The sequence below is a fragment of the Pedobacter sp. Leaf194 genome (genome assembly GCF_001423945.1).
GTDB lineage: Bacteria > Bacteroidota > Bacteroidia > Sphingobacteriales > Sphingobacteriaceae > Pedobacter.
The window spans coordinates 1323156-1347024 of record NZ_LMPU01000001.1 but is presented as its reverse complement, the minus strand read 5'-3'; the positions used below and the strand labels follow the sequence as shown (position 1 = coordinate 1347024).

At 40.0% G+C, this 23869-nt stretch carries 18 protein-coding genes; 5 read left to right on the top strand and 13 right to left on the bottom strand.

Annotation, left to right across the window (positions count from 1 at the left end):
• Positions 1–218: 218 nt before the first annotated feature.
• From ASG14_RS05955 to sucD, 7 genes are all read right to left on the bottom strand, one after another.
• Positions 219–2189 (bottom strand): SPFH domain-containing protein, encoded by a 1971-nt coding sequence (locus ASG14_RS05955; protein ID WP_056870066.1) that lies wholly within the window; start codon positions 2187–2189, stop codon positions 219–221.
• A gap of 498 nt (positions 2190–2687) precedes the next feature.
• Positions 2688–2909 carry a cysteine-rich CWC family protein gene (locus ASG14_RS20000; RefSeq protein ID WP_082491372.1) on the bottom strand — a complete coding sequence of 74 codons (222 nt, stop codon included), beginning with the start codon at positions 2907–2909 and terminating at the stop codon, positions 2688–2690.
• A 211-nt stretch (positions 2910–3120) separates the two neighbouring features.
• Positions 3121–5505: a ribonucleoside-diphosphate reductase subunit alpha gene (locus tag ASG14_RS05950; RefSeq protein WP_056870065.1), complete on the bottom strand. Its 2385-nt coding sequence runs from the start codon at positions 5503–5505 to the stop codon at positions 3121–3123.
• A gap of 209 nt (positions 5506–5714) precedes the next feature.
• A complete protein-coding gene (locus tag ASG14_RS05945) occupies positions 5715–6737 on the bottom strand; it encodes a ribonucleoside-diphosphate reductase small subunit (RefSeq protein ID WP_235528528.1) in 1023 nt (340 codons plus the stop codon).
• 402 nt (positions 6738–7139) lie between these two features.
• Positions 7140–7520 carry a septal ring lytic transglycosylase RlpA family protein gene (locus ASG14_RS05940; RefSeq protein WP_056870064.1) on the bottom strand — a complete coding sequence of 127 codons (381 nt, stop codon included), beginning with the start codon at positions 7518–7520 and terminating at the stop codon, positions 7140–7142.
• Positions 7521–7742: 222 nt separating this feature from the next.
• Positions 7743–8246 carry a methionine-R-sulfoxide reductase gene (locus ASG14_RS05930; RefSeq protein ID WP_056870062.1) on the bottom strand — a complete coding sequence of 168 codons (504 nt, stop codon included), beginning with the start codon at positions 8244–8246 and terminating at the stop codon, positions 7743–7745.
• Positions 8247–8509: 263 nt separating this feature from the next.
• Positions 8510–9382, bottom strand: a complete 873-nt coding sequence (sucD, locus tag ASG14_RS05925) for a succinate--CoA ligase subunit alpha (RefSeq protein WP_056870061.1) — start codon at positions 9380–9382, stop codon at positions 8510–8512.
• Positions 9383–9781: 399 nt separating this feature from the next.
• On the opposite strand from sucD, the gene ASG14_RS05920 reads away from it, so the two are divergent.
• Positions 9782–10207 (top strand): cupin domain-containing protein, encoded by a 426-nt coding sequence (locus tag ASG14_RS05920; RefSeq protein ID WP_056870060.1) that lies wholly within the window; start codon positions 9782–9784, stop codon positions 10205–10207.
• A gap of 136 nt (positions 10208–10343) precedes the next feature.
• On the opposite strand, the gene rlmF is transcribed toward ASG14_RS05920, so the two are convergent.
• From rlmF to truA, 6 genes are all read right to left on the bottom strand, one after another.
• Complete coding sequence (rlmF, locus tag ASG14_RS05915) at positions 10344–11342, bottom strand: 23S rRNA (adenine(1618)-N(6))-methyltransferase RlmF (protein ID WP_056870059.1); 999 nt, start codon at positions 11340–11342, stop codon at positions 10344–10346.
• Between the two features lie 89 nt (positions 11343–11431).
• A complete protein-coding gene (gene dctA, locus ASG14_RS05910; protein ID WP_056870058.1) occupies positions 11432–12718 on the bottom strand; it encodes a C4-dicarboxylate transporter DctA in 1287 nt (428 codons plus the stop codon).
• 43 nt (positions 12719–12761) lie between these two features.
• Positions 12762–13595: a cyanophycinase gene (locus tag ASG14_RS05905; protein ID WP_056870057.1), complete on the bottom strand. Its 834-nt coding sequence runs from the start codon at positions 13593–13595 to the stop codon at positions 12762–12764.
• On the bottom strand, positions 13595–14620 hold the full coding sequence (locus ASG14_RS05900) for an isoaspartyl peptidase/L-asparaginase family protein (RefSeq protein ID WP_082491370.1): 1026 nt from the start codon (positions 14618–14620) through the stop codon (positions 13595–13597). The genes ASG14_RS05905 and ASG14_RS05900 overlap by 1 nt, the downstream gene beginning before the upstream one ends.
• Before the next feature lie 53 nt (positions 14621–14673).
• The gene (locus tag ASG14_RS05895) at positions 14674–16443 is read right to left on the bottom strand and encodes an ABC transporter ATP-binding protein (protein ID WP_056870056.1); all 1770 of its coding nucleotides are present in this window, start codon (positions 16441–16443) and stop codon (positions 14674–14676) included.
• Positions 16444–16509: 66 nt separating this feature from the next.
• Positions 16510–17277 (bottom strand): tRNA pseudouridine(38-40) synthase TruA, encoded by a 768-nt coding sequence (gene truA, locus ASG14_RS05890; protein WP_056870055.1) that lies wholly within the window; start codon positions 17275–17277, stop codon positions 16510–16512.
• Positions 17278–17362: 85 nt separating this feature from the next.
• On the opposite strand from truA, the gene ASG14_RS05885 reads away from it, so the two are divergent.
• From ASG14_RS05885 to bshC, 4 genes are all read left to right on the top strand, one after another.
• Positions 17363–17830, top strand: coding sequence for a DUF4293 domain-containing protein (locus tag ASG14_RS05885; protein WP_056870054.1), 468 nt, complete (start codon positions 17363–17365; stop codon positions 17828–17830).
• A 334-nt stretch (positions 17831–18164) separates the two neighbouring features.
• On the top strand, positions 18165–20084 hold the full coding sequence (locus tag ASG14_RS05880) for a DEAD/DEAH box helicase (protein ID WP_056870053.1): 1920 nt from the start codon (positions 18165–18167) through the stop codon (positions 20082–20084).
• Between the two features lie 330 nt (positions 20085–20414).
• A complete protein-coding gene (locus tag ASG14_RS05875) occupies positions 20415–22160 on the top strand; it encodes an alpha-L-fucosidase (RefSeq protein ID WP_235528527.1) in 1746 nt (581 codons plus the stop codon).
• A 69-nt stretch (positions 22161–22229) separates the two neighbouring features.
• Positions 22230–23816, top strand: coding sequence for a bacillithiol biosynthesis cysteine-adding enzyme BshC (bshC, locus tag ASG14_RS05870; protein ID WP_056870051.1), 1587 nt, complete (start codon positions 22230–22232; stop codon positions 23814–23816).
• Positions 23817–23869 lie beyond the last annotated feature (53 nt).

Below are 23869 nucleotides of genomic sequence, written 5' to 3'. Positions count from 1 at the left end.
AGGCTGCCACTTCTATCCCGTTTAGAAATGCCTTGATACTGCTCCTATCTTAAGTTGCACGCTGTTTAATTTTGCTAAAGCCATTCTTTATATTCAGGCAGCTAAAGCAGCCTGCAATAAATAATCAAACTGCATTTCATTACCGTCTGGCTTCAGCCGACGGAAATGAAAAAAGGGGCATTGATTTTCATCAAGCCCCTTTCACAATAAAAATCAAATTACGGGTTAATGTTATCTCGTTTAGGCTTAGGTTTTGTTTCCACAATTTCGGCAACTGTTACAACCTCTTTTCTTTGTTGTTGCGGGTCCATTAGTTCCATTAATTTCAAGCCCAATAAGCCATCCATCGCAGAACCACCGTTGTTTGCGCCATTACCACCAATCAATACATCAGGTATCAATTTTACGTTACCTTTTGATAGTTCTTCGGTGATTTTATAACGGGTAAAGTTTTCGCCACCCAAAGCTTTCACGGCCAATTCATAAGCTTCGGCGGTGGATTTACCAACTGCGAGAATTTTTCCGGCTTCGGCGTCGCCCGTTAGCGAAATTTGTTCAGCCTCTGCAGATGCCCGGAGTTTAATGGCTTCAGAATCGGCCTGCGCTCTTGCTTTTGTTGCTTCGGCTTCGGCATGGGCCCTCATCTTAGTCGCTTCAGCTTCTGCGCCAACGGCAAGTTTTACACCTGCGGCATCACCTTCAGATTTTTTAACCGTAGCACTGGCTGTACGCTCTGCTATTTCGACACTTTGCTGTGCTTTAACAATGTCTTTTTGCATATCGGCAATTGCGGTTTCTTTTTCCATTCCCTGGCGGGTTTCCTGCGCTTGCTTTTGCGTTTCGTAAGTTACCTTTTGCTCCTCAGCAATTTTACGGTCGGTTAAAGTTTTCATTAAAGATTCTGGCGGAACAATATCACCAATCAGGGTGTCAACGGCGTTTACATTATATTCATCAAGCACTTTGCGAATATGTTCTTTTGCCGATTCCTGACGTTCTTTACGTGTACTTAGAAAAGCAATAACGTCACTGCCCTGCGCTGAGTTACGGAAGTAATTACCAATGGTCGGTTCTAAAACCTGCGAAACCAAATTAACCATGTTGCCGAAGCGGGCAATAACTTTAGGCGCTTCGGTAGTTGGTACGTGGATAATTTGTGCCACATCTAAATTAAACGGGAAACCATCTCTTGAGCGCACGGTAATGGTTGATAAGTTCTTATCGAGGTTGTGGGCTTCACTCCGGGCGGAAGCCCAGTTTAAAACGAGGTTAGTCGTTGGCACCAATTCAACTTTCATAATGTACTTGTTAATTGGGTACTTACCCGGACCGAGTGGTTCAAGCCATACACCTTTTGAGCCTTTAGCCACAATATTGCCATGTTTAAAATCAGCACCGGTTAAATCACTTCCCTCTGTACCAATAAAAGAAATTACAACGCCTACATATCCGATTGCGATTTCGGTCATCGGGATTTCTTCCAGCTGAATTGCCCAGGGATTAAGGTTGTACGAACCTGCCAAAATTACCTGGGGCTGCAAACCGCGGTTACCACCATGTTTAATAAAAGCATCGAAATCCTGAAAATTGTTGTGGCCTTCAACAAGTTTACCCGCAATCTGATTGGCCTCTATTGGCAAACCATCAAGTGTGGTTACAATACCCACCATGCTTTCCTGAATGCGAATCATATCGGTAACCGAAACCTGAAAAAGCATGGTATTGATACGATAAGAGCCGGAAGTGATGTAAGAAGTTTGCCGACCGCGTTGACCACCATTCTCAAGAAACTTCACAGCATCCTGAAAATTATCAGACTCTACCCTTTTTCCGAGGATGTTTCCTGTCGGAATTTCAGAGCCATCTTTGGCCATGATGAGTCCGATTTTACCTTCCGGTATTACGGTAAATTGTTCCATGGTTACACTATATTGCCAAAACCACATTCCAAAATACAAGCCTGGCGCCAATGATTTTCCCTGAAAACCAGCTTCGCCTTTTACCGCAATTATACGTCCATCGGGCAGTTCTCTTGCTGCGCCAAATAACACAAACTTTTTGGTAATTAAGCCAATTCTATCTTCGGGAACAATAACCATCCCGAACAAGAATCGTAAAATATATTTGTATAAAACGATGCACAACAGTGCCACTAAAACCCACCAGTAACTAGAAATGAGCGCTTCCATAATGATATGTATTTTCTATTTTTTTTATGCTGATAAACCATTTATCAAGCATTACATTGATAGCAAAACAAGTGCTTTGTTACGCTTTTTAGAACCTTTTTCGAATATATATTTTCATGGCATTTAAGGCCTTAAAGAGAGACCAAGGCAGCGTTTCGCATCCAGGCCACCTGCACTTGATATTTATGGCGATCATCAATTAGAGTTGATAAAAAACTCATCTCCATCAATTTTGTAATCACTCTATTTAAGTAGGGAAAACTTGAAACTGTACTGTCCTTTTAGACGTAAAAAATGTCCTGTTTGCAGCATATCATCTTGACTAATAAAATAGACATTTTGTTTTTTACGAAGCCTGACAAAGAGACTATTGTAATTAAACCCGATTGAACGGACGCCAATTTTCTTCAAATTGGCTGGAGGGAAAGCGGGACTGTTAAATGCGAAAGGAACAGAACCCTGCTTTCCAAAAAAAAAATTGTCTTAAGTTAGGATTAATTACACCCCTATTTCTTCCCTATATTCCTGCTGCAATTCAAACAGGCATTTGGCACACAAACAGCCATCGTAAAGTTCGGAGATGTACTGCACTTCGTTGATGCTTAGCTGAACTACGCTGCACTGGCATTTAGTGTAAGCGTTTGCCTTGCACTCAATAGCGGTGCCGCATCGCTCGCAGGGAATGATTTCGTGTTTGCTATGTTTCAAAAGGTTGTTCATTGGTTCACTGCTCAGTAGTTCATTGGTATCAGGCGCATTGAAAACTAATGAACCAATGGCTAATGAACCATTAAACTAAATCAAAAGTAAGGACAAAAAATAAGGTTTTGAGCTTTTGCCCAAAACCTTATAAATTTATTGCTTTACAATGTTCATGTTTGCTGGCGAATTAGAAAGTAATGAACCAACGGCTGATGAACGATTGATTTTATTAACCTGAACAGCTGATACAGCCTTCTTCCATTGAGCAAACTGGCCCGTCTACAATTTCTTCCGCAACCTGGTCTTGCGTCATCTCAGCCGGAATAACCGCCTCGATAGCTTTACCACCCTGGTTTTCTACTGTAAACTTAACTGCCTGCGATGCCGCCTGGGTACGCAGGTAATACATACCTGTTTTCAAGCCTTTCTCCCATGCATAAAAGTGCATTGAAGTTAATTTCGACGTATTTGGAGCATTTACAAATAAGTTTAGGGATTGCGATTGACAGATGTATGCACCACGATCTGCAGCCATATCGATGATGTTACGCATCTTAATTTCCCAAACAGTTTTGTACAGTTCTTTAATATAGTCAGGAATTGATGGAATAGCCTGGATTGAACCGTTAGCCAATATGATTTGATTTTTCATATCGTTGTTCCACAAACCTAGCGCTACTAAATCTTTCAGCAAGTGTTTGTTTACAACAACGAACTCTCCACTTAACACGCGACGAGTATAGATGTTTGAAGTATATGGCTCGAAACATTCGTTGTTACCCAAAATCTGAGAAGTAGAGGCTGTTGGCATTGGCGCAACTAATAAAGAGTTGTATACTCCATCTTTAACTACTTTTTTGCGTAAGGCACTCCAATCCCAACGGCCGCTGTCTGGCGTTACATTCCATAAGTCGAACTGGAATTGACCTTTTGATAATGGCGAACCTTTAAACGTTTGGTAAGGACCATGTTTTACAGCTAAATCGTTAGAAGCTGTCATCGAAGCGAAATAAATCGTTTCGAAAATATCTTTGTTTAAGCGTTTTGCTTCATCGCTTTCGAACGGTAAACGCAACAAGATGAATGCATCAGCCAAACCCTGTACACCTAAACCAACCGGACGGTGGCGCATGTTCGAGTTCTCCGCTTCCTGAACCGGGTAATAGTTATGGTCGATGATTTTATTCAGGTTTAACGTAGCCTGATAAGTTACATCGTATAATTTTTGGTGGTCGAAAGCACCGTTAATTACGAAACGAGGCAAAGCAAGCGACGCTAGATTACAAACCGCAACCTCATCTTTAGAAGTGTATTCTATAATTTCAGTACATAAGTTAGAACTCTTAATTGTACCTAAGTTTTGTTGGTTTGATTTACTGTTCGCTGCATCTTTAAACAACATGTAAGGCGTACCGGTTTCAATCTGCGAATCTAAAATCGCGAACCAAAGCTCCTGCGCTTTAATTGTTTTACGTCCACGGCCTTCAGCTTCGTATTTAGTATATAAATCTTCGAATTCTTTACCGAAACAATCTGCCAAACCTGGTGCTTCGTGCGGACAGAACAAGGTCCATTCGCCGTTATCTTTAACACGCTGCATAAACAAATCGTTAATCCACAGGGCGTAAAATAAATCGCGGGCACGCATTTCTTCTTTACCGTGGTTTTTACGTAAATCTAAGAACTCGAAAACATCGGCATGCCAAGGCTCTAGATAAATTGCAAATGCGCCTTTACGCTTACCTCCACCTTGATCTACGTAACGGGCTGTATCGTTAAATACACGTAACATTGGAATGATACCATTACTTGTACCGTTTGTACCGCCAATGTAAGAACCAGTAGCACGTATGTTGTGGATGCTTAAACCAATACCGCCAGCACTTTGTGAGATTTTAGCAGTCTGTTTCAACGTATCATAAATCCCCTCGATACTATCATCTTGCATGGTTAACAAGAAACATGATGACATTTGTGGTTTTGGGGTAGCAGCATTAAATAAGGTTGGTGTAGCGTGTGTAAACCAACGCTCGCTCATTAAGTTATACGTTTTGATTGCACTTTCGATATCTTCTTTATGGATACCGACAGAAACACGCATAAACAAATGCTGAGGACGTTCTACAATTTTGTTGTTTACCTTTAAAAGGTAAGACTTTTCTAAAGTTTTGAAACCGAAGTAATCGAATCCGAAATCGCGATCGTAAATGATAGAACTGTCTAAAATGTCCTTATTCTTTTCAATAATCTCATAAACATCATCAGCGATAAGCGGTGCCGCTTTCTGTGCTTTTGGGTCGAAATATTCGTACAACATTTTCATTGTACCCGAGAATGACTTAGTTGTGTTTTTATGCAGGTTGGAAACCGCGATACGCGATGCGAGCAAAGCATAATCCGGGTGTTTTGTGGTTAATGATGCAGCAGTTTCTGCGGCAAGATTATCCAACTCTGAAGTAGTTACACCATCATATAAACCTTCGATTACCTTTTTGGCAACGTCGATCGGGTCTACGAGTTCTGGATTTAAACCATAGCACAGCTTTTGAATCCTAGCCGTGATTTTGTCGAATTGCACCGCCTCTTTGCGGCCATCTCTTTTTAGTACGAACATAGTTTACGAGATTTTTAAGCCCATCCCAACCCTCCACAAGAGGAGGCCCTTTCAAGGCGAATTTTATATTTAGTAGCGGGTATCAAGCATCAACACTTGCGCTCGCGTATGTAATTTGTTTATTTTTATTTTGCATTAAGGTTACATCGTCCCTCGCCATGACGGCGACTGGAAGCTTTCTGCTTTAACCTTTGTGCTTTAAGCTTTTCTTAAAAGTCTTCATCCAAAGAGAACGCTTGTTTATTATTATCTGCAGATGTTAACACTCCGCTTTTTTGATAATCGCCAACGCGTTTCTCGAAGAAATTTGTTTTTCCCTGTAATGAAATCATTTCCATGAAATCGAACGGGTTTGTTGCGTTGTATATCTTTTTGTAGCCCAATTCCTGTAACCATCTATCGGCTACGAATTCGATGTATTGGCTCATTAACTTTGCATTCATACCAATTAGGGCAACTGGCAAGGCATCGGTTATAAATTCTTTTTCAATTTCTACTGCATCGCTGATGATTCCGTGAACGGCTTCCTCACTCAATTTGTTGCTCAACATACTGTAAAGCAGGCAGGCAAACTCGCAGTGCGAGCCTTCATCTCTTGAAATCAATTCATTACTGAAAGTTAAGCCTGGCATTAGGCCACGTTTCTTTAACCAGAAAATAGAGCAGAAACTTCCACTGAAGAAAATGCCTTCAACGGCAGCAAAAGCTACTAAACGCTCTGCGAAAGTTCCGTTTTCAATCCACCGCAATGCCCATTCAGCCTTTCTTTTTACTGCCGGAACAGTATCAATAGCATGGAACAAACGGTCTTTTTCTTCAGGGTCTTTAATGTAAGTATCAATAAGTAAAGCATAGGTTTCTGCGTGGATATTCTCCATCATAATCTGGAAACCATAGAAACAGCGGGCTTCTGGCAATTGCACTTCGCTCATGAAGTTTACTGCAAGGTTTTCGTTAACAATACCATCACTAGCAGAAAAGAAAGCGAGAATGTGAGAGATGAAATGTCTTTCTCCATCATTCAGGTTATCCCAGTGTTTCTGGTCATCAGAAAGATCAATTTCTTCTGCGGTCCAAAAACTAGCCTCGGTCTTTTTATACATGTCCCATATTTTAGGGTACTTTATGGGTAAAAGCACAAATCGGTCTTTGTTTTCTTGTAGTAGTAATTCCTGTTCCATACGCTGATATTTTTTAATCTCATTATAAACAGAGCCGACAAAACCACGCATCCATCAATTTTATATGATGATTGTAACGTCTTTTATCAAAACTCTTTTAGTGAAAGTGCTAACTCCGTCGCCTTGCAAACAACTTGTTTTTTAGTTTGGGAAATTTCACATCCGCAATAGAGAAATGCATTTGTAAATTCCTAAAAATTAAGCTTTTGTAACTGTTTTAAAGGGTAAGAAGTTAAAGAACTTTGTTATAACAAATATATATACCGCAGCCCTTTTTCGATGATCAAAGTTGTTAACACTAACAAGATTTTAGTGGATAAATGCATCAGCTAAATATCATTTTCAGGCGAAAAAAAAGCTAATCATTTCTTTTTAAGGGTTTAGGAAACCTAAATGATTGTTAATAACTTAAATTGGGGGTTAAATTAAGGCCGAAATTCAGTATTACTAATACTACTCTAATGTATAACTGAGTTTAACTCTGGCAACGCCTTTAGTAAAGATACCAATCTGTTTAGCAGCACGTTCAGACAAATCGATAGCAAGCTTTTTAGAGAATGGTCCGCGGTCGTTCACCTTTACAATTACCGATTTGCCATTGTCTGGATTGGTTACGGTAATTAGCGTACCTAGTGGCAAAGTACGATGTGCGGCAGTAAGTTTTTTTGCTCTGTATTTTGCGCCGCTTGTGGTTCGGCGCCCTTCAAATTTTCTGTGGTAGTAAGTTGCTAGAACTGTTTTTTTAACGCTATCTGGTTCATTTAACGACCCAGAATTTTGTGCTTTACCTTGTAAAAACAAAAAACAAAAACTTAATAACAGAAAATATTTCATAGGCTAAAATTTCATTACCGAGCCTGCAAATATAAGCATTTAGTTTATAATCAATAATTTGTGGAAAAACTGCAGCCCAATGGGCATAAAATCAGATAGTGTAAACACCAAATTTTTGTTAGAAAACCAACAAATTTCTTCAACCGAAAGCTCAAAGAAATTTAATAAAAAAGGCGTACAACTTATCGCTGTACGCCCTTACCTAACCTCACTATACCCACCTTATTTTTTATCGGCAACAAAATTCATTGAGATAGAATTTACACAATGACGGGTGTCTTTATTGGTAAATCCTTCGCCCAAAAATACGTGCCCCAAATGTGCGCCACAGTTAGCACAAACAATTTCTGTACGCGAACCATCCGGATCGGGAATTCTTTTTACAGCACCTTTAATTTCATCATCAAAAGCCGGCCATCCGCAGTGTGCATCAAACTTACTTTCCGAACGGTACAATGCAGCATTGCAACGTTTGCAGGTATAGGTGCCTTTATCTGTTGTGTGTTCGTATTTGCCGGTACCAGGATACTCGGTGCCTTTATTTACAATTACTCTTTCTTCTTCGGGTGTTAATGGATTCCAGTTCATTTTCTTCTTCGGTGTAATATTTTCTGATTGCTCGGCTTGCTTTACTTCTTTTCTGTCTTGCTTTTGAGCGCAGGCTGATAATCCCGTAATTAAGACAACAGCTGAGACCAAAAATAGTTTATTTAACAACGTTTTCATACTCCAATATACGCTACAAATTTCATTTTGGTTTGCTGGCCTTGCCGATTGCTTTAGTGTTTACAAACTGATGATAAATAATGGCCCTTAAGGATTGGTAACCGCTGTTTTGTGATGCGGTAATGCTTCCAATCTGCAAATCGATCACTTTGAGAAGCGGGACAGCAGAAATTAGCCGGCGCAACAACTGTGACGGGGCGAGGCCAAAAAAAAGCGTCTCGGGATTAACCGAAACGCTTTCTCTTTATAAATGTTTTGAAATCTTATTTTGCTAATTCTTCTGCCATTGCAGCACCAATTTCCGCAGGACTTTCAACAACGCGAATTCCGCACTCACGCATGATTTTCATTTTTGCAGCAGCTGTATCATCGGCACCGCCAACAATAGCACCAGCATGGCCCATTCTACGTCCTGGAGGCGCAGTTTGCCCAGCAATAAAACCAACTACCGGTTTTGTACCATGTTCTTTAATCCAACGGGCAGCTTCAGCTTCCATACCACCGCCAATTTCACCAATCATGATGATACCATGGGTTTCCGGGTCATTCATTAATAATTTAACCGCTTCAACTGTTGGCGTGCCAATAATTGGGTCGCCGCCAATGCCAATAGCAGTGGTAATGCCCAAACCAGCTTTAACAACTTGGTCTACAGCCTCATATGTTAATGTTCCGGATTTAGAAACAACACCAACATTACCTTTTTTGAAGATAAATCCTGGCATAATACCAATTTTAGCTTCATCAGCAGTAATAATTCCCGGGCAATTCGGACCAATCAAAGTCACATCGCGGTCTGCAATATATTCTTTCACCTGAATCATATCCTTTGTTGGGATACCTTCAGTAATACAAACAATCACTTTAATACCACCTTCGGCAGCCTCCATAATCGCATCAGCAGCAAAAGCAGGTGGAACGAAAATGATAGATACATTTGCTCCTGTTTTATCAACAGCATCTTTAACAGTATTAAAAACAGGCTTATCTAAATGTAATTGCCCACCTTTGCCAGGCGTAACACCACCAACTACGTTTGTACCGTATGCAAGCATCTGCTCAGCATGGTAAGTTCCTTCGTTTCCGGTAAAACCCTGAACGATAACCTTAGAATCTTTATTTACTAAAACGCTCATGTATCAATTTTTTTTGTGCAAAGCTAATATTATTGACTGGAAAGTCAAGCCTAAAAATAGATTATTTAGCCCGTTTTTTCAGGAAAATGTAAGTAATTTATTTATGGCGACTACAGCCCTGCTTTACACTACAATACTTTTCCAACCAAACAGGTTTTGCAAACCTTTTCGGTTTTGTAAAAGCATTTTCGTTGCAATCAGGTTTATTTAACAAAAGTAATTCGCTTTTGGCAACAACCATACAAAACGCTTAAATTTACTCGAGCCGAGAGCGGAATGGCTGAAGCGAAGAACTTGGAGCTCAAAGCAAAAAGGTTAAAGCAGAAAGGTAGAAGCGAAAACCTTTGCGGCTAGGCCTATAATGGCCCAAGAATTTTTAATTTTTAGGTTGGAAAAGTTATGAAAATACAAATTACATTTATAATCATGCTTCTCTCGGCGCTTATGTGCACCGGGCTAAAAGCACAAACACCCGATACGGCAAAATACATTTTACAAAACGATGCCGAAGTGGCAAAAATAGAACCGGGAACGCATAACGGGGGTGGCGAAACCATTGGTTACAATTTCTTTGGCGAGGCTAAGAATCTCAAAACAGTTTTCCGAAAAAGGGTTTTAAAGCCTGGGTCATCCATTGGTTATCACCTCCAGAAAGAAGATGAAATTTATTACGTTCTCAGTGGCAACGGCACCATGCAAATGAACGGCAAAACCCTTGCGGTAAAACCTGGCGACGCCATTTTAACAAGGCCCGGAAGTTCTCATAGCATTAAGCCGAATGATGATAATGATCTCACTATCTTGATTGTTTACGAGAAAAAGTAGCTCAATTTAAGGACTAAAAATCCTTTGTTAAGTGGTCGGCATTGCTAATGCCGAACAGCAGAAATAGAATTAAATCAACATAAAAAAAGCCGAACCAATTTTTCATTGGTTCGGCTGTGGGTATATTTTTTTTATTTTAAACGGCTTTATCTTCCGTTTTTGGTTTCGGTTCCGCTTTCCAGCCTTTAGCCCACTCGGCCTGAGCAGCTTCATCATGGAAAGTCCATGCCACAAAGCGGCTAACTTTTTGTCCCTGGCTCATTTGAACTGTTGTAACTTCGAAAGCCTTGGCCTTAATTAGCGCACTGTAAATGCTTTTTAAGTTTGCACTTTTAGACACCAGCGACGTAAACCATAAACACTGATTGGAAATTTGAGCACTTTGAATAATCATCTGCTCTACAAAAGCACGCTCACCACCAGGGCACCAAAGTTCTGCTTTGTTTCCACCGAAGTTTAAAACATGTTTTACTTCTTTTTCGTTGCCACCAAGGTTGCGCCATTTTTGTCGGGTTCCCTGCTCTGCTTCTTTTAAAGATGAGTGAAACGGCGGATTACACACCACTGCATCAAATTTTTCTCGGGCACCTACAATACCTCTAAAAATCCCCATTTTTGAAGACTGCAAACGAATTTCAACCGCACCTTGTAAAGATTTGTTGGCATCAACAATGCGCTTCGCTGATTCTATTGAAAGCGGATCGATATCAGAGCCAACAAAGTTCCAGCCATACTCCTGATGACCAATAATCGGGTAAATACAATTAGCGCCAACGCCAACATCAAGCACTTTTATATTGCTACCTTTCGGAAGTTTTCCATCATTACTCGAACCTAAAAGATCGGCCACGTAGTGAATGTAATCTGCCCGGCCAGGTATTGGCGGACAAAGATAATCTTTCGGAATATCCCATTGCGGAATATTATAAAAGTGCTTCAACAACGCCTTGTTCAAAGCTTTTACTGCACTTTGATCAGCGAAATCTATTGAATCATCGTCATGTTCGTTTTTAAAAACAAAGCGTTTCAATTCTTTTGATGTTCCGATAAGTTGTTTAAAATTGTAACGCGAACGGTGTTTGTTGCGTGGGTGTAGCTCGCTTTTCTCCGAGCGGGCATTTTCTTTCTGAGCCAATGTGCTGTAATTTAATTAAACAAGCTGTGTGCTTATTTCTGCCTCAAAGATACAGAAAAGAGTTGGGAGTAATTCTACCGCCAAAACAGCTATACTTCTTCTGCTTTCTCTATTGATGCCGGTTGAATCGCTTTCAGGTATTTTTCATGGTCGAACTGGTTCTCGCTTTTTGCAATAACTATGGTTGCAACGCCGTTACCGATAACGTTAGTAATTGCCCTCGCTTCACTCATAAATCTATCCACACCAATTAAAATTGAAATGTGTTCTATCGGCATTATCTTTAATGCGGTAAGGGTGGAAACCAGTACAATAAAACCACTCCCTGTTACGCCAGCCGCCCCTTTAGAGGTTACCATAAGCACGCCTAAAACCGTAATTTGCTGGCCGAGAGATAAATCTACATGGAAAACCTGGCAAAGAAAAATCACCGCCATCGCAAGGTAAATCGCCGTTCCATCCAGGTTAAAAGAATAACCGGTCGGGATAACCAAACCAACTACAGATTTTTCGCAACCTATGGCTTCCATTTTCTGCATCATGCTCGGCAAAGCAGATTCTGATGATGAGGTGCCAAGTACAATCAGAATCTCCTGACGGATAAACTTAAGGTATTGCCATAGGCTGAAATTATAATACCGGCAAATGCCATTCAGCACAATAAAAATGAATAAAATGCAGGTAAGGTAAACAGAGCCCATCAGCTTTGCCATACCAACAATGCTTTGTAAACCATGCGTACCAATGCTGAAAGCCATACCGCCAAAGGCACCAATTGGCGCTAAACGCATAATCACTTTCATAATTTTGAATAAAACCTTTGAGATTTTATCGAAAGCGTTTAACACAGAGGTGCCTTCGCCACCCAGCTTGTTTAAACCATAGCCAAATAAAATTGCAAAAAGCAAAATCTGTAAAATGTTTCCCTCTGCAAAGGCTGCAACAACATTATGCGGAATGATGTGCAGAAAAAACTCTGCCCAATTCATGTCCTTCGCCTGTTCTGCGTAACCGGCAATCTTTGTGGTATCGCCAGCTTTGGCAATCATCCCTGCCCCTGGTTTAAGCACATTTGCAACCACCAGGCCAATAGCAATTGCAACCGTGCTAACAATTTCAAAATACAAAAGCGCTTTCCCGCCAACTCGACCAACTTTTTTCATATCACCCATGTGCGCAATGCCCAAAACGATAGTAAAAAAAATTATTGGTGCGATTAACATGCTTATCAGGTTTATAAAGCCCTGACTAATAAGCTTTGCTGTTGGCGCAAAACCAGGAAAATAAGTACCCACAAATATGCCTATGGCTATAGCCAGGATAACCTGAAATGTGAGGTTAGAAAATACCTGCTTTATTTTTTTTATAGAAATCATTACCCGATGTAAAAGAGTTAAAATTTGTTGCGTCTAAAATGGATTATGGTAATATGTCGATAACGTCGCCAGCGGTAAAAATCCCGAAATCAGCATGGCTAAATTTAATTAAATGTTTATCCGATACTTCTAAATTTTGAGGTCTTGCCATTCGTATTACCTGACTTTCGCCCACAACAGCTGCTTTACCTTCATGAACGATGATGGCTGTACTTTCATCAATCCCCACGCATACCAAATCAGGATGCGCTGCCAGTGCTGAAATTAGTCTGTTGTATCGGTTTCGTTTTAGAAAATGCTGATCAATTATGGTGTTTTGAAGTAAGCCCAATCCCTGTTCAAACTCAATATTTTTATCCCAAAGCTTATTAAAGGTTTCTTTATAAACGGTATCTAAAAGTTGCTTTCCGGTAATCATAAACCTACTCATCACCGCCGGACCAGCGCTGGTACCGGCAATTGTGGAACCGCTTTTGTAGGCCTGGTGAATTGCATTGTAAACTGGCGTATTTAAAACAGATTGCATGAAACGGCTTTGATCACCACCCAAAATGTAAATAAGTTTTGCAGATGACAGTGAGTCAATCCATTTTTTATCATTTACATTGTGCTTGCTGAAATTGAAATTTCGGACCTGATAGCTACCTATTTTCTTGAGTTGAGCGGCTATGCTTTTGAAACCCGAATCGGGAATTGTGCTGGCCATTGGCAATACAATAATATAATCACTTTGATTTAGACCTGCCGTTTTCAGCATTTCCTCCATTAAAGCATCTGAGCGGTTGCCGCCCCCAATTATGAACAAATTGCCCTTACTTTGAGCTTTAATCGTAAGGACACTAATGCATAAAAAAAGTGATACCAGAAGTATTCTCATTACTTGTAGATGTTAACCTCTATTTTTCCATCCGCGGTGATAGCGCCTCTGTACATCCCTTCAGTATTAAATGGCATCGTTATGTTTCCTTTCTTATCTAAGGCAATTAAGCCGCCATCGCCACCCATTTTCCCAACTTTATCCAATACAATTTTTGATGCCTCTGCAACACTCAAACCTTTGTACTCCATCAAATCGGAAATGGTTTTTGCAACCACGTTCCGGATATAATATTCTCCCCAGCCGGTACAAGAGACCCCGGCTGTTTCGTTGTTGCAATAAGTACCGGCACCAATAATCGGAGCATCTCCAACACGTCCGTATTTTTTATTGGTCATGCCACCTGTTGAAGTTCCAGCTGCCAAATTGCCGGCTTTATCCAAAGCGACGCAACCAACGGTACCGAATTTATAATCGTGATTTTTACTTCCAAGAAGCTCTGTTTTTTTGCTGCCATGATCTAAAACTGCCTTGGTAGAATCTTCCTTAATTGCTTGTTGCAAGCCATCCCAACGCTCTTTTGTCCAAAAATATTTCGGATCAACAATTTCCAGACCCGCATCTTTAGCAAACTGGTCAGCACCCGAGCCAACCATCATTACATGTTCAGATTTTTCCATAACTGCACGTGCAGCTGAAATTGGGTTCTTAACTGTCGTAACACCAGCTACGGCACCCGCCATCAATGTTTTCCCGTCCATTATTGCGGCATCAAGTTCATTTCGGCCATCATGCGTAAAAACTGCTCCCTTCCCTGCATTAAAATGAGGGTCGTTTTCCATTACATGGATTGTTGCCTCTACAGCATCCAAACTGCTTTTTCCAGCCTGAATCTGAGCATAACCGGTTTTCAAAGCCTGGGTTAAAACCGCTATGTAAGCTGCTTCCTTTTCAGGCGTCATATTTTTTTTCAAAATAGTTCCGGCACCACCATGAATAACCATAACATACTTTTTCTGCTGGGCAGAAATATTTAGAACTAAAAGGGAAAAAATTAGCGTTGCAAAAATTTTTAAAGACTTCATCTTCTATCGGATTTTAAAAGATGTTAAATTAAGAAATTAATCGAAATATTAGATTAGGCTTTGGCAATACCTTCAGAAGAAAACTGCAAATCGTACAACTTTTTGTAATAGCCGTTCAGTTTTAGCAATTGCTGATGCGTACCCTTTTCCTTTATTTCACCCTTATCAAGCACGATAATCTGGTCAGCTTTTTGAATTGTAGATAGGCGGTGGGCAATTACAATAGAAGTTCGACCATCCATCAGGTTATCGATAGCCTTTTGAATGAGCAGTTCGGTTTCCGTATCAACCGATGAAGTTGCTTCATCCAAAACTAAAATTGCGGGATTGTGAACCAAAGCCCTGATAAACGAGATGAGCTGTGCCTGCCCAGCCGAGAGCGTAGAACCCCTCTCCATCACGTTATATTGGTAGCCGCCCGGTAAACGTTCAATAAAATCGTGGGCACCCACTTTTTTCGCTGCGTTTACAACCTCTTCAATTTTAATCTGAGCGTTATTTAAAGTGATGTTATTCAAAATTGTATCCGAAAAAAGAAAAACATCCTGGAGCACTGTTGCAATATGGCTTCGAAGGTAATCGAGCTTAAAATCGTGGATATCGATGCCATCGACGGTAATTTCGCCCTTTTCAACTTCGTAAAACCTGTTTAAAATATTTATTGTTGATGATTTTCCGGCACCGGTTGCCCCAACTAAAGCAACAGTTTCACCGGCCTTTACTTCGAAAGTTAAATCTTTAAGCACATAATTTTCATCGTTATAAGCAAACCAGACATTTTTAAATTTGATATCGCCTTGTAATTTTAGCGGAGCAGCTGTACCGGCATCAGGCGTTCGCTCATCGGTATCTAAAATTTTAAATACCCGCTCTGCACCAACCATGCCCATTTGCAAGGTGTTAAATTTATCTGCCAGCTGGCGGATAGGTGTGTAAACCATCCCCAAATACATAATGAACTGGGTGATGGTACCCGGTGTTACATCTATCGGATTAGAAAGGATGCTCTTTGCCCCGAACCAAATGAGCAAACCTAAAGACATGGCAGAGATTAACTCAACTACCGGAAAAAAAATAGAATAGTACCAGTTAGAACGGATATTCGCATCGCGATACCGCTTATTAATAGCATAAAACTTTTTGTACTCCTGACGTTCGCGGGCAAAATACTGCACAATTGAAACGCCTGTAATGTGTTCCTGCAAAAAGGTATTCAGGTTAGATACCTCGTTACGAATTTCCTGAAATGCTACCTTGATGGCTTTCTGAAATTTGCGTGTAGCCATAATTAATAGCGGAACAGGCAAAAGCACTACTAAACTCAGTTCCCAATCGGTATAAAGCATAACGCCAATTATCACAATAACCTGCAGGGTATCGCCAATCATGGATATTAAGCCTTCTGAAAAGATATCGGCAATGGTTTCCAGGTCGGAAACGGTTCGTGTAATCAATTGACCAATAGGCGTTTTATCAAAAAACTTTAGCTTTAATTTTGTAATGTGATTGAAGACATTGATTCTTAAATCGCGAATAACCGACTGACCTAAAGTATTGGTTAACAAGGTATGGTTGTACTGAATCAGCGTTTGCAATAGCAACATCACAACCATTAAAATTGTCATATTCACCAGTCCGGAGTATTTGCCGGTGAGAATGTAATTATCCAGCGTATATTTTATTAAAAAAGGCCGTACCGGAGAAATTGCAGCCAATAGAATTGTTAGAACAACCGACCAAACAAACACAGCACGGTAAGGCTTTACGTATTGAAAAATACGTTTCAGCAATCCTGTATTATATACTTCGCCTGTTACTGCCATGATTTTAATTTTAGAATGTTTGTTTTTGAATCGGTGAATGGCTCCTCACCTTCATCCAAAAAGCAATCACGCTTTAATACTTACATTTATATATGGGTACTTAACGCTAACCAAATACAAGCCGCAAGCCGGTACAGATTGCCCTGCATTGCTCCTGTTTTTACTGTCTATTATATTTTTAAAATCTTCTATTCCAATTTCTCCTTTTCCTACACGCACCAAAGTACCCACAATGGCCCGAACCATGTTTCGAAGAAAGCGGTCGGCCTCGATCGTGAAAACGAGTCCTTCATTTTGCGTTTCGAAACCTGCTTGCATAATTTTACAATTATTGGTAAAAGTTTGCGTATTCGATTTACTAAAGCAAGAAAAATCAGTATAATTTAACAATTCTTCTGCCGCCTTATTCATTAAACCGATATCCAACCTGTCTTTCATTAGCCAGGAACGGTTTATTTTAAAAGGATCCTTATCAAAATGAAGGTAATATTTGTAGGCTCTTGCTGTCGCATCAAACCTGGCATGTGCATCATTATGCACCGGCAAAATTCGTTTAACCGCAATTTGATAAGGAAGCATTGCATTTATACCGGCTACGGCAACCAAAACTTTTTCTTCAGCGCAGTTTTCGACATCGAAGTGTGCAAAAAACTCAGTAGCATGCACCCCTGAATCTGTTCTTCCACAGCCCAAAGTTTCAACTGGTTGCCTAAAAAAAACCGACATGGCTTTGTCGAGCAGCTCCTGAACGGTTACGGCATTCGGTTGAGTTTGCCAGCCGTGATATAAGCTGCCATCATAAGCAATTTGTATGAAATACCTTTTTTTAGTCAAAGCGATGCAAAAATACTTTTTCCTTTTATTAGATAAGCTTGCAAAATGGAATTAAATATATATTTGTACAATTTATTAAATTAACATGATACAAAGAGTACAATCTATCTGGCTTTTATTGGCAACAATTGCTTTAGTTTTGATGCTGTTTTTACCCATTGCGGCAAAAGAAACAAATAGTTCTGAATCGGAAATTTTTACAAATGGTCTGCACCAAACATTTGCTACCAAAGGCGGTAAAACTTTAGAAACGCATACATTTCTTCCACTTTTAATTACAAATATTGCCGTTGCCGTAATGTGTTTTGCAAACATTTTCAATTTCAGAAAAAGAAGTTTGCAAAAGAGATTAGTGATTTTCACAATTGCAGCAATTGCAGGTTTCGCTTTCTGGTGCAGCGTTTATGCCAAACAACTTCCTGGTGGCGTTGATGGTGCAATTTTCGAAGTTGGTGCCTACATGCCCGCATTGGCGATTTTGTTTTGCGTTTTGGCAATTTTTGGGATTAATAAAGACGAAAGATTGATACGCTCTGCTGAAAGGTTGCGTTAAGATGTATTCTGTTTTTGCCCTTTAAACCCGATTGTAGCGAAAATACTTTTACCCCTCAAGAGCTTGTGTGAATTAAGGGGTAAAAGATTGCAGCGTAAAGCGGGGCTGCTTTAACCGATATCAAGAGGCTTTGATTTTCAAAAATTTAATAAATATCTCTTAACATTGTGACTGCTAATCTGCATCTCAGCCATCATTAGTTAGCCTTCTTGCCTTTTCCATCATTCCTTTCTTCCTTATTTTCAAATATTTAGCTTAAAAAAGTATTTATTTAACGAGCAAGAAAATACGAATTATTAACCGTACCTTTGCGGCTTAAATAAATAAAAGACGAATGACAAACCCATTTCAATTATTGGGGATAAGTGATGACGTCGTTAATGCCGTAAAGGACCTTGGATTTGAAACTCCAACGCCTATTCAGGAGCAAAGTATTCCTGTACTGTTAGAAGGCACTAATGATTTTGTTGGTTTGGCCCAAACAGGAACAGGAAAAACAGCCGCATTTGGTTTGCCGCTGTTAGAACTAATCGATTTTAAAGTAACAAAACCGCAGGCATTAATTTTATGCCCAACGCGTGAGTTATGTTTACAAATCGCTAACGACCTTAAAAACTTTTCTAAAAACGTTGCTAATGCACATGTTGTTGCCGTTTACGGTGGCGCAAACATTATGCAACAACTACGCGAAATACGCCAAGGCGTTCAAATCGTAGTGGCCACGCCCGGCCGTATGTTGGATATCATTGGCCGTAAAGCCATCGATTTTTCAAATGTTAAATATGTTGTGCTTGATGAAGCCGACGAAATGTTAAACATGGGTTTCCAGGATGACATTAACGACATTTTATCAACCACTCCTGATGACAAAAAAACCTGGTTATTCTCGGCAACAATGCCTGCAGAAGTTCGCCGTATAGCAAAAAACTATATGGATAACCCTGTAGAATTAACTATGGGCACAAAAAATACAGGTAACGTAAACATTGAACACGAATATTATATTGTTCGTGCCCGTGATAAATACGCTGCCTTGAAACGTATTGTAGATTTTAACCCTGAAATTTTTGCAGTAGTATTTTGTAAAACCAAACTGGATACACAAGATGTTGCCGAGCATTTAATAAAGGATGGCTATAATGCTGATGCTTTACACGGCGATTTATCGCAACAACAACGTGATAAAGTGATGCAACGTTTCCGTGAGCGTAACATGCAGTTGCTAATTGCTACCGATGTTGCTGCACGTGGTATAGATGTAAACAATGTAACACACGTAATTAATTACTCTCTACCTGATGAGATTGAAAGTTATACCCACCGCTCTGGCCGTACCGGCCGTGCTGGTAAAACTGGTATTTCCATCTGTATTATCAACTCAAAAGAGGTAGGTAAAATCCGTCAGCTGGAACGTATTATTGGCAAACAGTTTACTAAAGCTGAATTACCTACAGGATTTGATGTTTGCGAAAAACAATTATTCTCGTTAGTACACAAAGTACATAATGTAGAAGTTAATGTGGAGCAAATTGACCAGTACATTCCTCGTATTATGGATGAATTTAAAGATTTATCTAAAGAAGATGTAATTAAACGTTTTGCTTCATTAGAGTTTAACCGCTTTTTGGATTACTATTCTAAAGCACCAGATTTAAATGCAGCAGTTGGCGATGACCGTGGCGAAAGAGGTGAGCGTGGTGAAAGACGTGGACGTGGTAGCGATGGTTACACCCGTTTATTTATCAACTTAGGTTCGGTAGATGAATTTACCCGTGGCGATATGTTATCTTTTATCTGTAATAATGGTAAAATTGCTGGCAAAAGCGTTGGTAAAATAGATTTAAAAGGTGTTTTCTCCTTCTTTGAAGTTGAAGATGCTGTTGCTGACAAAGTATTTGAAGGCTTTAAAGCTGTTGAATTTAATGGTCGTCAGGTTCGCATTGAAAAAAGCGGAGATGGCGGTCGCGGAGAAGGTGCAGGCGAAAGACGCGGTGGCGGTGAAAGACGTAGCGGTGGTTTCGGCGGCGAACGCAGAAGCGGCGGTGGCGGTGGTTACCGTGGCGGAAGCGGAAGTGGCGAGAGAAGAAGCTCTGGTGGTAGCGGCAGACGTGAAGGCGGAAACAGCGGCGGTGGATTCAGAGATTTCTCTGGTCGTAGCCGTGATGAAAAAGGCGGAAGCCGTGAAGGCGGAAGTGGTCGCAAAGAAGGTGGAAATCGTGAGGGTGGTAGCGGCGAACGTCGTAAAAAGTGGTAAATCACTAAAACCAAATATTTTAGGAGCCGTTCTGTTTATTCAGAGCGGCTTTTTTTATTTATGAAAGATATCCCCCGAAACTTAATTCCACGCCATCAATTTGGAATGCCTCCTGCTTTGAAAACCATCCACATTTTAATTGAAACCTAGCGGTTGTGCCCTATCTCATAACCGACAGAATATGAAAAAATTCATTATTAACAGAATGTGAATATTATATTTAACAATTATATCTACCATCTTATGCGTTATTTAAAGCTTGCGATTCTAATGATGCCTTTCCTAATGGGAAATCGTCTTTCTGCACAACAAAATTCACGTGATCAAAAAATGCAATGGTTTGCTGATGCGAAGCTTGGAATTTTCATCCATTGGGGCATTTATTCTGTAAACGGTATTTCCGAATCATGGGCTTTTTATAATAACTACATCAATCACGATGCTTACATGAAGCAGCTTGAAGGTTTCGACGCTTCGAAATATAATCCGCAGGAATGGGCTGATTTGATTAAAGAAAGCGGTGCCAAATACGCTGTTATTACCACAAAGCATCATGATGGCGTTTCCCTATGGGATACAAAAGCACCCAATGCAACCACCACACTCGGGAATAGTGCGGCAAAAAAAGACTTGATTACACCATTTGTAAGCAGCCTGAAAAGAACCGGCTTAAAAACTGGCTTATATTTTTCGTTACCCGATTGGAGTTATCAGGATTACAATATTTTTACCCGCGAACGAAGTCGGTACGACATTAAAAAAGAGCCAAACCGATGGAACAAATTTTTAAACTATTACCAGGCGCAGCTTAGGGAAATTTCTAATTTGTATCATCCAGATTTGCTCTGGTTTGATGGCGATTGGGAACACAGCCCGGCAGAATGGCAAACCGATAAAGTAAGAAACCTGTTAACAGCGGATAATCCTAATGTGATCATAAATTCCCGGTTAGACAGTCATGGCGATTATGCAACGCCGGAACAAGGTGTGCCCGTGGTTAAACCACAAGCCAGATTCTGGGAATTATGTTATACGATGAATGATTCGTGGGGTTATCAGCCATACGACAATCATTATAAAACTTCTAACATGATAATCCGCACGCTTGTAGACTGTATAAGCATGGGTGGAAATTTGTTGTTAGATATTGGACCGAAAGCTGACGGCACTATTGCGCCCGAACAGGTAAAAATTTTGAAAGACCTGGGCAGGTGGACCAACAAACATGCAGAAGCCATTTACGAAACACAGGCTGGAATTCCGGCTGGCCATTTCGCGGGTAAAAGCACTCTGTCGAAAAACAAGCAGGTTCTCTACCTCTATCTCGATTATAAAGGCAAAAACGGCGTTTTGCTTAGCGGCTTGAAATCTAAAATAACAAATGTGGAACTGGTTGGAAATAATGCGCCGGTAAATGTGACAAAGTTGAATGAAACTGATTACACCTTTAGCTTAAAAGAGGATGGTTTTGATAGCGATGTCACGGTTCTGAAAGTGTCACTAAATGAACCAATCGAGCTTTCAGCAGCAAAACAAAAACCGGTATCGATAAATAATCTACTTGCTGATGCCGGGAAATCAGTCAATTTAACTAGACTCAGCATCGATTTAAATATCGGTATAAACATTTTTCAAGGTACTAACCTTGCTGCTGATGGATTAAATTTCAAATCAGGCGTTAAAAATTTTAGTGCCGAGGTAAACGACTGGATAATTAAAAATGCTGAGGCTTTATATAAAACCACTGCCGGCATCCCTGAAGGGCATTATCAGGGAAGAACGGCCTTATCTGTAGATAAGCAAACTTTGTATTTGTTTGTTGAAGGCGAACCTACCGGACCGATTGCGATTAAAGGGTTGAAAAATAATATCAGCAGAATCAGGGTAGTAGGTGAAGGAACTATGCTTCCGCATGAAATTTATAATAAGTTATACTGGAGCAAAATTCCTGGAATCGTGTACATCCCAATTCCGAAAGATAAGCTCGACAAAAACCTCACAGTTATAGCCGTGCTCTTAGATGGACCTATTAGCTTATATCGCGAAGAAGTTGGGGCCATAGAAAGCAATTTGTAATTATTTAAAAATTGTAAAATAGTTATTCAGCTTTATGATTATTCTTAAATTGCATTACTTTCGCTAATTATGCAGGCAAAATACATTTCCTACCAGGAAACCGGTTCCTTTTCGAAGTTAGTTTTAGATTATATTAACAACGAAGAGGCGCTCAAAGCTTTTTACAGTTACCGGCCCGACATGGAAGGCCTGGCTGAAGCGATTGAAAAACGAAAGTTTCTGGGCGATAGAAATGTTTTGGCTGATGTACTAAAACATCAATACAGGCATATTGCAGCCAACAAATCTGTAACAAAAAATATTGAGCTTCTCGCATCAGATAATACTTTTACAGTAACTACCGGCCACCAACTAAACCTTTTTACCGGCCCGCTGTATTTCATTTATAAAATTGTAACGGCCATAAATTTGGCCATCGAACTGAAAATAGCACACCCGGATAAAAATTTTGTTCCTGTTTATTGGATGGCAACAGAAGACCATGATTTCGACGAGATTAACCATGTAAGTGTTGATGAAAAAAATATTAGCTGGATACAAAATACCAATGGTGCTACCGGCAGATTAAGCACAAAAACGGTTGCCGCAGCCGTGTTGGCTTATCAGGGTTACCTTGGCATTTCTAAAAATGGAAAAAGGATTGCAAAACTCGTTCAACAAGCTTATTTACAACACGATAACCTTTCAGACGCCACCAGATATTTAGTTAATAACCTCTTCGAAAAATACGGCCTCGTTATTGTTAACGCAGATGAGCCTTCGCTAAAAAAACTGTTTTCGGGTTTTGTTACCGCCGATATTACTCAGCATAACAGTTCAAAAAACATTAGCGAAAGCTCCGCAGAGCTCGAATCATTAGGTTATAAAAGCCAGGTTAACGGTCGGGATATAAATTTCTTTTACCTTAAAGACGAACTTCGCGAGCGACTGATTTTTGAAAATGGGCAATATAAGGTGAATCATACTGAAATCAGTTTTTCTGAAGAGGAGTTAAAAGCTGAAATCAGTAACCATCCGGAAAGATTTAGTCCGAATGTGGTAATGCGCCCGATGTACCAGGAAGTTATTTTGCCAAACATCGCCTACATTGGTGGTGGGGCTGAAGTTGCTTACTGGATGCAATTGAAGGCTAATTTCGATTTCTATAAGGTTGATTTTCCGGTATTACTGCTCAGAAATTCGGCGTTACTTATCGATAAACGGAGTGCCGAAAACCTGTATAATTTAGGTTTTGCACTGGAAGACATTTTCTTGCCTGTTGAAGACTTAAAAAACATCTGGGTTAGACGCAACTCTACTGCTCAACTCGCCCTGGCGGATGAAACGAGGGCTATAAACAGCACTTTTGACCAAATAAAGCTTAATGCTTACAAAATTGACAAAACGCTTTCGGTTTCAACAGATACAGCGAAGCAAAAAACAAATCACCTTTTAGCTAATCTTGAAAAGAAATTATTCAGGGCAGAAAAGCGTAAACATGAAACTGCTTTGATGCAGATTGAAAATGTAAAGAAAAGGCTTTTTCCAAACGGAACGCTTCAAGAGAGGATTTTAAACATTGCACCTATGTATGTAAATTATGGTGAAGATTTTCTGTCATCCTGTATAGAAAATTTCGAACCATTGGGTGGCGATTTTACGCTACTTTTACCATAAAGAAATATAACAGCTGTAATATTCAACTTTAGCCAATAACATAAAGGCGTTAT

Coding starts and splice junctions, on each gene's coding strand:
- ASG14_RS20000 (WP_082491372.1), bottom strand. CDS start 2,909: ATGAACAACCTTTTGAAACATAGCAAACACGAAATCATTCCCTGCGAG.
- ASG14_RS05920 (WP_056870060.1), top strand. CDS start 9,782: ATGAAAATACAAATTACATTTATAATCATGCTTCTCTCGGCGCTTATG.
- ASG14_RS05880 (WP_056870053.1), top strand. CDS start 18,165: ATGACAAACCCATTTCAATTATTGGGGATAAGTGATGACGTCGTTAAT.
- ASG14_RS05945 (WP_235528528.1), bottom strand. CDS start 6,737: ATGCGTGGTTTTGTCGGCTCTGTTTATAATGAGATTAAAAAATATCAG.
- sucD (WP_056870061.1), bottom strand. CDS start 9,382: ATGAGCGTTTTAGTAAATAAAGATTCTAAGGTTATCGTTCAGGGTTTT.
- ASG14_RS05955 (WP_056870066.1), bottom strand. CDS start 2,189: ATGGAAGCGCTCATTTCTAGTTACTGGTGGGTTTTAGTGGCACTGTTG.
- bshC (WP_056870051.1), top strand. CDS start 22,230: ATGCAGGCAAAATACATTTCCTACCAGGAAACCGGTTCCTTTTCGAAG.
- ASG14_RS05900 (WP_082491370.1), bottom strand. CDS start 14,620: ATGAAGTCTTTAAAAATTTTTGCAACGCTAATTTTTTCCCTTTTAGTT.
- ASG14_RS05940 (WP_056870064.1), bottom strand. CDS start 7,520: ATGAAATATTTTCTGTTATTAAGTTTTTGTTTTTTGTTTTTACAAGGT.
- dctA (WP_056870058.1), bottom strand. CDS start 12,718: ATGATTTCTATAAAAAAAATAAAGCAGGTATTTTCTAACCTCACATTT.
- ASG14_RS05885 (WP_056870054.1), top strand. CDS start 17,363: ATGATACAAAGAGTACAATCTATCTGGCTTTTATTGGCAACAATTGCT.
- ASG14_RS05875 (WP_235528527.1), top strand. CDS start 20,415: ATGCAATGGTTTGCTGATGCGAAGCTTGGAATTTTCATCCATTGGGGC.
- ASG14_RS05950 (WP_056870065.1), bottom strand. CDS start 5,505: ATGTTCGTACTAAAAAGAGATGGCCGCAAAGAGGCGGTGCAATTCGAC.
- ASG14_RS05930 (WP_056870062.1), bottom strand. CDS start 8,246: ATGAAAACGTTGTTAAATAAACTATTTTTGGTCTCAGCTGTTGTCTTA.
- ASG14_RS05905 (WP_056870057.1), bottom strand. CDS start 13,595: ATGAGAATACTTCTGGTATCACTTTTTTTATGCATTAGTGTCCTTACG.
- ASG14_RS05895 (WP_056870056.1), bottom strand. CDS start 16,443: ATGGCAGTAACAGGCGAAGTATATAATACAGGATTGCTGAAACGTATT.